This window comes from Flavobacterium sp. KY-23415 (assembly GCF_055384985.1).
Genome location: NZ_AP044001.1, coordinates 112,302 through 126,093, shown reverse-complemented (window position 1 = coordinate 126,093; position 13,792 = coordinate 112,302). Strand labels below are relative to the sequence as shown.

13 protein-coding genes are annotated in these 13,792 nt (G+C 33.7%); 1 reads left to right on the top strand and 12 read right to left on the bottom strand.

Annotation, left to right across the window (positions count from 1 at the left end; translation table 11 throughout):
• Window positions 1–38: 38 nt before the first annotated feature.
• From ACZ49Z_RS00615 to ACZ49Z_RS00595, 5 genes are all read right to left on the bottom strand, one after another.
• A complete protein-coding gene (locus ACZ49Z_RS00615; RefSeq protein ID WP_464306274.1) occupies window positions 39–956 on the bottom strand; it encodes a hypothetical protein in 918 nt (305 codons plus the stop codon).
• Between the two features lie 375 nt (window positions 957–1,331).
• Window positions 1,332–1,916 carry a DUF2202 domain-containing protein gene (locus ACZ49Z_RS00610; protein ID WP_464306273.1) on the bottom strand — a complete coding sequence of 195 codons (585 nt, stop codon included), beginning with the start codon at window positions 1,914–1,916 and terminating at the stop codon, window positions 1,332–1,334.
• Window positions 1,917–2,056: 140 nt separating this feature from the next.
• The gene (locus ACZ49Z_RS00605) at window positions 2,057–2,602 is read right to left on the bottom strand and encodes a hypothetical protein (RefSeq protein WP_464306272.1); all 546 of its coding nucleotides are present in this window, start codon (window positions 2,600–2,602) and stop codon (window positions 2,057–2,059) included.
• 392 nt (window positions 2,603–2,994) lie between these two features.
• The gene (locus ACZ49Z_RS00600) at window positions 2,995–3,366 is read right to left on the bottom strand and encodes a hypothetical protein (RefSeq protein WP_464306271.1); all 372 of its coding nucleotides are present in this window, start codon (window positions 3,364–3,366) and stop codon (window positions 2,995–2,997) included.
• On the bottom strand, window positions 3,363–3,929 hold the full coding sequence (locus ACZ49Z_RS00595) for a hypothetical protein (protein WP_464306270.1): 567 nt from the start codon (window positions 3,927–3,929) through the stop codon (window positions 3,363–3,365). Before ACZ49Z_RS00595 ends, ACZ49Z_RS00600 begins: the two co-directional genes overlap by 4 nt.
• A 648-nt stretch (window positions 3,930–4,577) precedes the next feature.
• On the opposite strand from ACZ49Z_RS00595, the gene ACZ49Z_RS00590 reads away from it, so the two are divergent.
• On the top strand, window positions 4,578–5,258 hold the full coding sequence (locus ACZ49Z_RS00590; protein ID WP_464306269.1) for a hypothetical protein: 681 nt from the start codon (window positions 4,578–4,580) through the stop codon (window positions 5,256–5,258).
• A gap of 206 nt (window positions 5,259–5,464) precedes the next feature.
• On the opposite strand, the gene ACZ49Z_RS00585 is transcribed toward ACZ49Z_RS00590, so the two are convergent.
• From ACZ49Z_RS00585 to ACZ49Z_RS00555, 7 genes are all read right to left on the bottom strand, one after another.
• On the bottom strand, window positions 5,465–6,415 hold the full coding sequence (locus ACZ49Z_RS00585) for a DUF2931 family protein (RefSeq protein ID WP_464306268.1): 951 nt from the start codon (window positions 6,413–6,415) through the stop codon (window positions 5,465–5,467).
• Window positions 6,416–6,482: 67 nt separating this feature from the next.
• Entirely contained in the window at window positions 6,483–7,433 is a 951-nt protein-coding gene (locus ACZ49Z_RS00580) for a DUF2931 family protein (RefSeq protein WP_464306267.1), read from the bottom strand.
• A gap of 62 nt (window positions 7,434–7,495) precedes the next feature.
• Complete coding sequence (locus ACZ49Z_RS00575; protein ID WP_464306266.1) at window positions 7,496–8,974, bottom strand: T6SS phospholipase effector Tle1-like catalytic domain-containing protein; 1,479 nt, start codon at window positions 8,972–8,974, stop codon at window positions 7,496–7,498.
• Window positions 8,958–9,170 (bottom strand): hypothetical protein, encoded by a 213-nt coding sequence (locus ACZ49Z_RS00570; RefSeq protein WP_464306265.1) that lies wholly within the window; start codon window positions 9,168–9,170, stop codon window positions 8,958–8,960. Before ACZ49Z_RS00570 ends, ACZ49Z_RS00575 begins: the two co-directional genes overlap by 17 nt.
• Before the next feature lie 35 nt (window positions 9,171–9,205).
• Complete coding sequence (locus ACZ49Z_RS00565; protein WP_464306264.1) at window positions 9,206–10,294, bottom strand: DUF2931 family protein; 1,089 nt, start codon at window positions 10,292–10,294, stop codon at window positions 9,206–9,208.
• Complete coding sequence (locus ACZ49Z_RS00560; protein ID WP_464306263.1) at window positions 10,287–11,903, bottom strand: phospholipase effector Tle1 domain-containing protein; 1,617 nt, start codon at window positions 11,901–11,903, stop codon at window positions 10,287–10,289. Before ACZ49Z_RS00560 ends, ACZ49Z_RS00565 begins: the two co-directional genes overlap by 8 nt.
• 3 nt (window positions 11,904–11,906) lie before the next feature.
• On the bottom strand, window positions 11,907–13,751 hold the full coding sequence (locus ACZ49Z_RS00555; protein WP_464306262.1) for a type VI secretion system Vgr family protein: 1,845 nt from the start codon (window positions 13,749–13,751) through the stop codon (window positions 11,907–11,909).
• Window positions 13,752–13,792 lie beyond the last annotated feature (41 nt).

Sequence of the window (13,792 nt, the reverse complement as noted above, 5' to 3'; positions counted from 1 at the left end):
GCGTATGAGTGGTTTAATGTTGTTGTAAAGCTTTTACTTTAAGATTCATCAGCATATTTTAATTCAAATAAACTGTTTTTTTTCAGATAGATGTAATTAGTTCTAAAATCTAAAATAGTATTAAATCTTTTCATCAACTCATTTCCTAAAATATGAGTTTTAAAGCCTGCTGGATTTTCTCTGTTAAGGATTTGAGCTGGAAATTCAGAAACGGATTGCTCGCCTATAAATAATGAGGGTAGTTCTACTACTTTAGTTATAAAAATTTCACCAGCACCATTTCTTAATTGATTTGTTTTGATTATTTTTAAATCCTTAGGAAATGATTGTTCTTGCAAAATATCTTTGTCTAACAATAAGGCTCTTTGGTAGCCTGTATCAAATAGAAAACGACTTTTATAAGTTTTATTTTTATGTTTAATTACCCCGTTAATACAAAATAATGTTTCTGTTTTTTCTAGAGAAGATCTTGTGTAACTTGTTATATCTGGCATTTGTTCATGAACAGTCAAAAGGCTTTTGTCATAATCAATAGATATTATTTTATCTTTAAATAAATCCCAACCAAATCTACCGTCAGTTCCTTGACCTGAATGTTCTACGGGGTATATTTCCAAATCATTCCACTTTAAAGCTCCAATTTGCAATGAAGAAAGGTTTTTTAATTTAACATAGTTTTCGGTGATACTATCTTCTCCGTTATTTTTTAGCAAATTAGTTTTTTCCTTTATCGCTTTGTGTGTTAACAAAAGACCTGTGGTACCTGAGTCAAATTTTAAGTTTAATGTATCTGTTTCATTAAGTATAGCTTTAATCTTAATGTTATTATATTCCGTCAATTCAAAAGGAATTTCGATAGCATTCTTATTGACTATATGTAAATTTTTACACCCAATTAAATGAATTATAATTGGTGCCAAACATATAATAATTATAAGTGTTTTTTTAAAATTCATATTTTTAAAAATGTTTTATAACTCATTTAATACCCTACGTTATAGTGTCAATTTATCTTTTTTAGGGTATAGATGCTATAAAAGCGTGTTTCAAATATATAGCTTTTCGCTTACAAATCATTAAATGGGCTTTTATTTGTTCTAAGTTTTAGTATTTACATAAGTATATATTGCTGTAACTCTAAATATGACCTTGTAATTTTTGTGTTAACTTAATTTTAAAAATAAACCTCGCTTAAAAGTGCTTAAACGAGGTGAAAATTTTATGCTTTTTGGAGCTTTATTTTGAAAATGATAGTTGTGCAACAGTTATCGCTGTTACCTACTGTCGTTATCTATCCTTTTCTGTTTTTAAAGGCATAAGTTGTTTGTGAATTATTGACCACATTGTTCATTTGAAGAGTTAATTATAGCATCATATTCTGTTTGACTAATATAAGCGGGTGTATAAGTTCCTAACTGTCCAACGAAACTTCGCATATGGTTTCTTGAACCACAACTAAGTTTATCATAAGCATTGATTAAATCCGCATTGGTTGTATGACTTTTAAATATCTTAATATCATTAATGTCCAAATCTTCTATGTTTGCACCCACTTTTAATGCTTCATTAAGTGAAATATCAGATTTAGCTGTTAATTCATTATAAAGCGTCTGTAATTCGCTATTTGAAAACACACCATATGAATTATCAGTTATAGGGTCTGTCAATCCATATTTATTTATTAGTCTCAAAGCATTATTCATATGTGACTGTTCACTATTTGAAATAGTGTTAAAAATATTCTGTCCATACTTATTATAAGAATAGATATAAACATCTCTCGCTAACTTTTCCTCTTCTCTCAAAAAAATTAAATCAGATTTTTCTTGGTCGCTTAAAGAAACCAATACATCATCTTTGTTACATGCAGTAAGAAAACTTAATTGAATTACCAAAATCATTATAACCTTTTTCATATTTTCTATTTTTAAAATTATTCTATATAACAAAGTACTAATTTTAATTTTGAATTTTCTGTTACTTATATTACATAGAGCATTTTATCTTCGAAATTTTTGCCTTTACGCTTGCAGTTACCATTGTTGTGTGATGTACTTTATCTCCACTGATTTGTACTTGCAAAAACTATCGATTTTCCATCGTTTAAAAATCCCGCAAAATAATATTGTTGGTTCTGAATTCGCTTGATTAATATTTGTTCATAGTTTATATCGTTCATTTTTTTTTCAACTTTAATCAGTTCTTTTGATTTAACGAATTGGTTGGAAGGGGAGAATCCGTTGTCCACCAAAATATTCTTGAAATAACTTGAGTTATCAAACTCAATCAAGGCTGCTGAATTGTATTGCATAGAATAATTGTGAAAAGAGGCAACGCGATAAATGTATTTTCCATCAATTGGAAATGAATTGCCTGTTATCAATTGAAAATCATCTCGGTATTCCTTATCGGAGAATGTTGTAGAGATATAAATGTCTTGAGATACAATATAAATTCCAATTATAGCAGGGATTATAGCTAAAATTTTGAATCCAAACCAACTGTGCTTCTTTTTAAACCATCTATATATCAAATATGATATTACTAATGGAATAATAATTCCAACGAAAAAATAGATTATATACATTAAAATATGAAGCATTCTTTTTTAGTATATTACACAACGTCAGTTTGTCTTAAAACCTCCGTTTATTTTACTTTGTGTTATAAATTGAAGTAAAAATAGCGGATTTAAGCTTCACTAAAAACTTTTTTAAATGCATTTTTTATCATTCATTGGCGGTAGCTAAAACTCAAATTCCTGTAAAAGTTAACTTTATGGGTAAGGGTATTTATATACATCAGTGAAGGAAATCACTCAAAAAAAACGACTAATGTTGACTCCAAAAAAAAGAGGCTCACATGTCTCTTGAAATTCCTTCTAAAAACATAACGAAAACCCCATAGTATTGGAATATAATAGGTTCCGTTCAACCACGGTTTCATTGTTCGTGCTTCGCACGCAACGAAACCTTAGCTGTTAGCAGCAGGATTTTATTCGTCATCTGATAGATAACTATCAAAAAAAGACTCAATTCCAGATGTTTTGTACCTAACAGTTTCATATAAATCTGGAATTGATCTGTCAGCTGGTAATGTATAGATTGAATTACCTGTCATATCTATAAATTCTAGTTTATAATTTTCTACCCAATCATAAATATCTTCATCATTGTAATGCTTTTCTTTAAATTTAAAAAGTCTAATAATTTTATCAACAACATTTGTGGTATAGACAAAATCAATAAGAGTTTCAGACCCAATAAGAGATTTTACTGGGGAAGTACTTTTTTGCCATTTTATTTTATTTTCTTTAGTTTCTCTATTTAACTTAGATACGAATCTAACATAATCCCTTGTACTCATATTTTTCCTTTGTTTTTATTTTCTTTAATGTTTTCCATCTGTCTCAGAACCTCTAAAATTCCATCATAGATTATCCAAATATCATCGTAGTTTGTTTCATATATTCTATGGATGTGCTTTGTCAAAAAATGTTTAAGAGTAGAATCGTCGTCTTCTCTTTCATCGGCAAATTTTTTATTACGCCTACTTTTCGTAAAACGAATTAATTTTCTAGCTTTTAAACTTTCTTTACAACTAATTTTAGTTACCAAATCCTGCAATTCTGTTATGCAAATTCCAAGTTCAGTTTTGATTTCAGATTTATTATTGTTATAGTCATTTAAAAAAACATTCAACTTAGATGCTGAACTTGTAAGATTCGTCAAGTGTTTTTTGATTCTTTTTTCAAATAATAAATCAGTTTTAAGTTTTTTAATTTCAGATTTAATTATTAATCCAATTATGAAAGCTATAACGGCTATTGTGAACCCAACAACTTCAAGAATATTGGCCCAAGTGTCAAGTTCCCAATTAATAAATAGTTTTGTGAAAATATCAATTTGTTCTTCTGTTTGTTGCTTCATTTTTTGAGTATTCTATATCTAATCTTGCTGCTAACTTATTTATATGCTCAGTATTTTGTAAAATAGTTGAGCATAGCTACCCAATTTTGGGTGTATAGGCACTATAAAATAACACTTTTCAAATATATCATTTTTTCGCTTACAAATCATCAAAAAAATCTTATGTATGTTTAACTTACTTTAAGCATTGGTATGGTAAAAGCATTGGTTTTTCTTGTTGCGGTTTAAAAATGACAAATTCATTGCAAGTGCATTAACATATTTACTATAGGAGGGTGCCCTGTTGCACAGTGCAACATAGTGGGTTACTATAGGAGGGTGCCCTGATGCACAGTGCATCATAGTAGGTTACTATAGTAGGGTGCTCTAATGCACAGTGCTTCATAGTAGGTTACTATAGTAGGGTGCTCTAATGCACAGTGCATCATAGTGGGTTACTATAGGAGGGTGCTCTAATGCACAGTGCATCATAGTGGGTTACTATAGTTTTTTGATACTGCAGGGTTTGTTTTTTTGTGTTTTTTAACATTAAATAGGGTAAAAATCATAAAATAAGTATAAAATTTCATTTTTTTAATATTAAGGCTACAAAATTGGCATGTGGTTTGTTCTTTTTGTATTAAAATAATAATTTAAATTTTAAGCATTATGAAAACAACATCGAATTTAGGAAATGGAAAGCCGCAAAGAAAAAGAAGCCTACCGGTTGCGGATATTAATTTTGGTACTGTGGTAACCAAAGTGAGTGAGAAGTGGTTGGCAAATGAATGGGCTACTTTGCGCTGGCTAACGGTTGCGCAATTTCAAACACAGGCTAATAGTTATAACACGATTTTAGCCATTAGGTTGCAAAAAGGGGCTACTAGACCACAGTTGACTCAATCGTTGAGAACCTTAGACAATCAAATAGATAATGCGTTGTCTTATGTGAAGGGGTATATTACAGATAAATATACCAAAGAAAATGCAACGAGTTATTATGCTGCTTTTGGTATTGAACATAAAGGGAAAAAGTATGTTTTTCCTACGGATCAAAACAAACGTATTGCAGCTTTACAATTGTTGTTGGAGGCTTTGTCTGCACACGGCTTTGAAGACAAGCAATATGGATTGGCTTTTTGGACACCAATAGCCACTCAGTACGATACTTTTGTGGGGCAGGCTTCACAAATAGACGGTCAGGTTTCGGTGAAAGTAGGGGATAAGAACGAACTGAAAAAGAATTTAGTAAAAGGATTGAATGCCATTATTAATCTTTTAAAAGCGAATTATCCAGATACCTACAAACAAGAGCTTCGTGACTGGGGTTTTCAAAAAGAAAAGTACTAGGATGGGGAACATGGGCTTTGAGCCAATGCAGATAGTGAATTTAACCACATGGTAACAAAGGTAGTAAATACCTTGTTATAATGTGGTTTGTTTTTTTTAGAGTAGTGCCTTGAAAAGGGTCATCTATTCATTATTATTCTGTAGCGATTGTGCAAACCACCAAAGGTGAAAAAATAATTGCTGTGTGAGCAGTGTGTGTTAGCATGTTATTTTTTATATTCCCACATATTATCTACATCTATTTTTGTGATTGGGATTTCTCTATCTCCTTGTTTGAAAATTAGCCTACGATTGCTTAAATCTTCATTCATTCGCAATACAATTTCTATAGGTTTTGAGGCATCTACTTGTTTAAATAAACTGAATATTTCTTCTTCGTCAACGTTTTCTACTTCAAAAACGGTATCTTTTCCTGCGCTGTCTCTGTAAACAAAGGAAATGAAATTAGGAATAGCTCTTTCTTTGAAATCATTTTGTGTATCAACACCGTTAAATAGTGTTTCTTCTTCACCGTTAAACATTTTTATAATAATTCTTTCAAAAGAATGATTAGGAATTTCTATTCTTGTTCTCCACTTGTATTTTTTGCGATAAATATCCCAAATATCATATTGAATGCCTTTGGTTTTATATAATTTTTCTGCTTCTGGAGATAATTCCCCCATTATTTTAAAAAATTCATTTTGAGATATTGTAGGATTACCTGGTACAAAATCTTTCATAGCAATTTGTGTTTCTTCTGCTTGAAAACGCGCTATTTCTATTTGCTGGTCGTCTCCATACAGCCATACTACCACTACACCACCAGGTGCACAACCTACTCTAACTTCAGAATAGGTAGATGGAAGATTGGTTCTCCAGCCAATCGTTCCTTTTTCAAATAATTCTTTAATTCGCGCTACGGGTAAATCCCAGCTGCCTGTATAAAATTTGTTTTCTTTATATGCTGCCCAAGTAATAGCTAGTTTTACAGGAACGGCTTTTAAATTTTCTCCTTGCGAGTGAAAAGGACCACTATTGCCCCAGCCGTTTTTATTTACACCTGAACCAGGTATATAAACCCTATTGCCGTCTTCTAAGTATAAATGACCATCGTGAATATAGGTAGGGTATAGTTCAGGAGCATTTGAGGTAGGTATCCATTCGTATTTTTTCATAACTTTTTTATGGCAAGAAGCCAAACTTAAAAAGAATAGATATATAAGGATTGTAATTCTCAACCTATTAATTTTTATATTCCCACATATTGTCTAAATCTATTTTTGTAATAGGATATTCTTTATCCTCTTGTTTAAAAATTAATTTACGATTGCTTAAATCTTCGTTCATTCGCAATACAATTTCTATAGGTTTTGAGGTATCTACTTGTTTAAATAAACTGAATATTTCTTCTTCGTCTAAGTATTTGAATTGGAAAACTGTTTTCTTTCCATTTTTATCTTGTATTATATAGTCTAATAAACGAGGTACAGCTCTTTCTTTAAAGGAGTTTTCTTTTACTGTTTCATTAAATAGTGTTTCTTCTTCTCCATTAAACATTTCTATTCCAATATTTAAAAGATTAAAATTAGGAATTTCAATTCTTGTTCTCCACTCGTATTTTTTGCGATAAATATCCCAAATATCATATTGAATGCCTTTGGTTTTATATAATTCTTCTGCTTCTGGAGATAATTCCCCCATTATTTTAAAAAATTCATTTTGAGATATTATAGGATTGTCTGGTACAAAATCTTTCATAGCAATTTGTGTTTCTTCTGCTTGAAAACGCGCTATTTCTATTTGCTGGTCGTCTCCATACAGCCATACTACCACTACACCACCAGGTGCACAACCTACTCTAACTTCAGAATAGGTAGATGGAAGATTGGTTCTCCAGCCAATCGTTCCTTTTTCAAATAATTCTTTAATTCGCGCTACGGGTAAATCCCAGCTACCTGTATAAAATTTGTTTTCTTTATATGCTGCCCAAGTAATAGCTAGTTTTACAGGAACGGCTTTTAAATTTTCTCCTTGCGAGTGAAAAGGACCACTATTGCCCCAGCCGTTTTTATTTACACCTGAACCAGGTATATAAACCCTATTGCCGTCTTCTAAGTATAAATGACCATCGTGAATATAGGTAGGGTATAGTTCAGGAGCATTTGAGGTAGGTATCCATTCGTATTTTTTCATAGGGGTGTTTTGGCAAGAGGTTAGTAGGAGTGTAAATAAAAATAAGTGTATTATTGTTGTTTTCATGAGTTAGGTTCTTTTAATCGTGTTCTAAGAATCATATTGTTTTGTATCCTATAATTTGGTTCGTAAGCCCCAACGGTACTATCAAAATTAGAATTCCAGTGAATGTATTTGTTGCGCAACACCAGCAGCATGTTGTGGTCTTTCACAATGCGGTTAAACTCGGTTGTGGTTATTTCTTTTGCGGTGTGTTTGGCTCTAAAAACTTCAATTTCTTTATTGGTATAATATTTCATTTGGGGTTCGTTATCGTTTATATAGCCCCATAAACGTGCTTTTAAATCCAGTAGCGATAAACCGTCTTGATCTTTTCCTTCAGGAATTATATGTTTGGTTTCTAATTTAGCCATATCAATAGTATTGGTATATTCTTTATTGGTTTTTTCTGCCATTAAATATAAAGTTACAAAACTATAGGTATTGCGAATGTTTTTTCTATTAATATAGGTTTCTAATGCATAATTGGGTGTTACTACTTCTTCCTTTTTGAACCATCCTTGTTCTATTAGGTTTTTTAAATCGTTGTTTAAAATAGCTTTATATTCTTTGTCTGTATAATGGGTGTTCCAAGTATTGTCTATGTCCATTATTTGAACATTTTTTTCTTCCATGTTGTCGGTATAACATCCCCCGACATCGGAATGAACTCCCGGTAAATAATAATCTGTGCCACCTGCTGTTTTAGTGGGCGTTAGCATAAAGTTTTTACGGTGTTCATCAGCTGCACAAAAATGAATAATCTTTTTTGCGTGTGTTATGGTATTTAGGTTTAGTTCGGCTACGTCATTAGTATAATCGGGATTTCTAGTATAATTATTAGCATTTGGATCATAAGACGAAACAGTGTCATACAAGCCTAGAAAGCGAACTTTAACCAATGCTATTTTTTTGTTTCTTTTTTCTAGCTCTTTTCCTAAAGAGTTTGTAGGGCTTCCTAGTTGAAGTTTCGATTTTTTTAAAGACATTAAGTACACAAAATGCCTTGCGGCAGCTGCTCCACGACTAAAACCATACACATCGAGTGTTAAAACATTAACATCATCTTTTCCACTTAATGATTCGACTTTTTTTGCAATTAATTCACATCCTTTTTCTACTTTAGCGACAACACCTTGCGAACCGGCACCAAAAGCTACTCCTAGATGGTTGGTTAAATCGTCTGAGTCTTCTTCTAAATCGTCTGTACCTATCCCTTCAACATAAACACTTTCTGTATAACTATCTTTTTTATACCATAGTTCTTTTCTTGCTACATTAGATAAATCATTCATGTAACTGTCGTCATCTTTATTAGACATTTTCTTGAAGGCTTTTTTTTCTTTGTCGGTAATGGCAGTATAATTAGGGTCATTACCACCTGCTCTAGAATTACTTCTATTATTCTGTGTGCCATCAAAAAACACACCTATACGAATATTAATTGTCCCTTTTGGAGGCGGTGGTGGTGCATAATCTCCAAAACTAATGTTTGTTCCCATCGGATACTATTTTTTTATTAGAGATTAAGTTCAAATTTCCGTCGATAGCTTCTATATTATGTTGACTGCTTATTTTTTCTAATTTTCCTCCAACCACCAAATTATAATCAGACACAACAGTAATAGAAAGGTTTTTTGCTTTTTTGTGAATAGCCATAATTAAAGCAATTGCTGTGTGAGCAGTGTGTGTTGGCATGTTATTTTTTACTCTTTACTCTTTACTCTTTACTCTTAATAGGAGTCTCTATATTCTCCTTCCCAAAGATATACTCTGGTGCTATCGGTGGGTATAGGGGTACCATTAAGATACAATTCTATTGTGGTGTTGTTATTGGTGATTTTTATTTCTAAATCGCTATTGCTACCTGCTTGTTGGAAAATTTCGTTGGCTTTTTCCCAATTAAAAAAGGCTCTAGCTTGGAATTTTTCATTTTTGGTTTTTCCTGTTTCCCAAAAGACTACTAATTCTTTAGGTAGTGCACGTTGTCTGTGTGTTGGCGTTGTAACATAGGGACGGAAAGCCATTTCGGTTTCGCCATTATAATAATAAAAAATGGTTTCCATGAGTCTGTGTTTAGGATCTTCAGAAACAATTACAGGGCGCCAAGAATAGCGTGTGCGGTAATTGTCCCAGGGTTTTGAAGACAAATTGGGGTTGTAGTTTTCTTTTTGTGCCACGTAAAAATAACTCTCATGGCAACCATAAAAAGCGACTACTTTTAATCTGTTTTTTTCAATTGCTGCGGGGTCTGTAATTACTGTAGCTTGGTAGCGCCCCACTTCTATTTGGGTTGTGCCAAAACGCAACCAAACCACCAGCATGCCTTCTGGAGCAAAACCAAAAATTAAATCGGAAAAGCTTTCATAAACCCCTCCATCTGTTCGTGCTTCAAACCCTCTGCCTATATTTTTATATTCTTGTGTGGGTGCCTCAAGATCGTCCCAGCGCGGGTAGGCACGCTCCATATAGTTTAGAATACTGTCTTGGGGCATGCGAAAATCGATATGGTAGAATTTACCCTCAAACTCGGCATAATAGGTTATTTTGGCACCAATAGGGGTGCCCCATTGCGCGCCCTCTCCTTTTCCAGATTCTCCCCATCTTCCTCCAGAACTGCCAAAAGGAAAACTTGCTTCGCCTTCTAGCGTATAGACAACAGCTTCTAAGGGGAGCACACTGCACATTGCCACATCGTCCGGGCTTGCGCTTTTTATATAGAATTTTTTATTCACTTCTTTAGTATTTTGACATTGGGTTAGGTTACTAATAATAATAATAATGCACAAGGCATGTTTAAGTAGTTTTTTTAGTTTATCCATTTTGTATGTTTCTTGTTCGTTGTTCTGCTGTCGCAGGATAATTAATTCTTGGTTTTAGCCCCATGCTTTGCTGTGCAGACCAATGAAAATAGCGATTGCGCAGTTTTTTTAAATCTTCGGGTTTTATATAGTCTTTATAATCAATTTGTGCTAAGCGCAGAAGGTAATTATTGTCATTTATTTCTTTTCGCACATATTGGTTGCGGAGTTCGTTGCAGGCATTTTTATAGGCAGTGAGTTGTTTGTTTGCATTTATTAAAAAGGCATCGTTGGTGTTTTGAACATTCATAATCTTTACTTTATTATTTAAATACTCAACCCCTGCTGTTTCTTTAGAATAGTGAATAACGGTTTCTAGCGCAATTTTATCGTAGGTGTTGTGTAGTGTTCTTGTTCCAATTAGGTCATATAGTGTTTTTGTTTCTTTTTTAATTGCTAATTGATTCTTAGCATACCAACCGTCATTTTCTATAATGCTAGCAAAGGTTTTGCAAAATTTTTCAGCATATAGCGCTAGCAAAATTATATTTTCCACTTGATTGTTCACATAGCAACCACCAATGTCGGAATGCACCCCTGGTAAATTCATTTGAAGTCCATTTAGACCTGCACTATCAATATTGGTTAAATCGAAATTGTCTCTGTGTTCGTCTACAGCTGCCAAATGCAATACAAAATGGACTTTTTTAACAGCATCTAGACCCAATTGCACCGTATCGTTATCAATGCCCCAGCCTCCTCTGTGGTTCGACCCAAAAGAAGCTACGGTGTCATAGAGTCCTGCAAACTTGAAACTAATTTTTTTTGGGATAACATTATATTTTTTTAAACACGCTCCAAAATAGCCATAGGCAAGTAGTGCATGGTTTTCTTTTATCTCAATTTCGGGATTTTGCGATACTGTTTCATTTTTGTTTTTATCTCTATCCAAGTACTTACTAGGCGGCAAGGCAATTACAAAGCCTTCTTTTTTGCTTTTTTTGGTTTGGGCTGCATTTGTAGCCACATGCAAAAAATGCCTAGCTGCTGCTGCACCCCTGCTAAAACCAAAAACGTTTACAACAAGTTCTATGTCTTTTCCTGCATATGCGCTCAATGCCTTGGCACCTTCTATACAACCTTTGGCTACTTTTGCTTTTATGCCAGTTTCTCCTTCTCCTAATATAACCCCTTTAGAAATATAATCACTGTCTTCATCTACGGTGCCAATACCTTCTATGTATTTACATACTTGATTTTCTGCATTAGGGTTAACTGCATTATAACCACGGGCTACATTGCTAAAATCGTTTTCATAGCTGTCGTTTTTTTTGTTGCCTACCTTCTTGTATGCGTCTGTTTTCTTTATTTTTTCCTCGGTATTGGTTTTGTTATTTTGTGTACCATCGAAAAAAAGATTTAAAGAAACTTTAATGGTAGTAGTGGCAGGTAAAATTGTTGGAGGGCTTTGCGGTTCTTTATATAGTATTCCATTTTTAGCTGTTTGCACAATTTTTTTATCTGAAATAACCTGATGCTTTTGTGCATAGGTAATCTTTTTGCCATTAATGTTTTCGATATAGTTTCCTCCTATATAGGTTATTTTGGCATAGTTTTTTTCTTTTTCCATGGCTTAAAAAAAGTTTGATTTTTCTGCTGCATTATTATGGATTTCGGATACAGAGTGTATTTCATAATTTTCACTTACTTGTGTTTGTTTTTCTCCTTTAACAACAGTTTGCTTGTCTTTCTCTATGTATGATTCTTTGTTTCCCTCAATCATCTCTGTCATTTTTCCTCCTACATTCATCATGCTATCAGTTCCCACAAACAAGCTATGTGATGCTGCAACATTTGTAGTTTTGTTTGCACCTGCGCTTTCAGAGATATTTAAAATTGCCAAGCTGCTTATGTTTTGACCCGCAGTCATTGTAATATTTTTCCCAGCATTTAGACTAATATCATTCGGTGCATTCACACTAATATTACCCTTTCCGTCCATCATCCACGTGTTTCCACTTGGATCTTCTATGAAAACACTTCCTGCTGCATCATTCATGATTATTTTTGTGCCACTTCTGGTTTGTATTACTTTGTTGTCATTCCCCGAAGTGGCATAGGCACTTGATGCGTTACCATTATACATGGCTCCAAGCACAAAAGGTTTTTCGGCATTGCCTGCTTCAAAACCTACTAATACTTCTTCACCAATTTCGGGAATGAAATACATTCCTTTTCCGCCTCCTGCATGTGGGTTCACCATGCGAATCCAAGGGGTGTTCCCGTCTTGCCAAGCAAATGTTACTTGCACTCGGCCTAAGCCCGCAGGGTCATTATTGTCTGTAACAACAGCAGGTTGGGTATCGGCGGTTGGGTGATTGTGTACATTACCATAGGGTGGTGCCAAAACACTCTCCGGAACTGCTTGAAAACTATTATGATAGGAACCCGATTCTTCACAAACATGTGTAATATCGGTAATTATATAGTTTCCAAAATTTTGTTCTTGCAAGCCATCTAATAGATTTCCTGTCATTGAAAAAGCAGGTTCTTGAATGGAAACAACATCTCCAATTCGCAAGCCTGTTTCATCACTATCTCCTTTTGCAGTAACTAAGTCTGCTGCACGCGATTGCAATTGTGTGGTTACTCTATCTATTAAATGGGTACGTGCACTTCCTTCTTCAATAGGGTGTGTATAAAGCATGGTGGCATGGTCTGGAAAAAGCTTTTTCGACCTTTCATACATCACTTTTGCATAGCCCTCGGGTTGGTAATTTATTTCGGTGGCATTGGCTTTTTGTGTTTCTGCATTACTAGCATCATAACCCACATATTCAAAACCAAGTGGTTTGGTGCGCATTTCGATATTGAAACTGTGCAAGGAGCGACCATATTCTAAGGTGAAATTTTTAGATTTGGGTTGTCCAAAAACCAATTCTTCACCATTGTGATAAAACCATTGTCCTTTTTTTTGTGCCAATCTTGCCAAGAAACCAAAATCGCTTTCTCTATATTGCACTATATAGGGTAGGGTTGTATCGTTTTTTATAGTAACTGCGGGTTGTATTTCTCTTTGCGGATAATTGCCTGTTACTTTTTTTATAATATCTGAAAGTGAATTGTCTGAAAAAGATTGTGTTTTGGGTGTACCTTCCATGGCAATGGTTGGGCTATAACCATTAATGATAATACCTCCAGCAGCACCCGAAGTTCGTATCATTTGTGCTTCTGTAATGATTCCGTGAAACAGTAGCGGTGAAGTGGTTCTTAGACTGGAAGGTGCTATTTCTATTTTTATGTTTTGACCAATGTAGCTTTGTGATTTATCTAGCGCTTGACTCACAAATTCTTTTGGTAAGGGTTGTAGGATTGAAAAAGTATGATGTGTGTGTACTTTTTGGTGAATCACCAATTTAGAAAATCGTGTAAGCAATTCGCCTCCTATATGGATGCGTATGGTGGTGCTTATAGCCATGATGTTGTTTATTTGTGTTGTTGTGGTCAAATATACAAAAG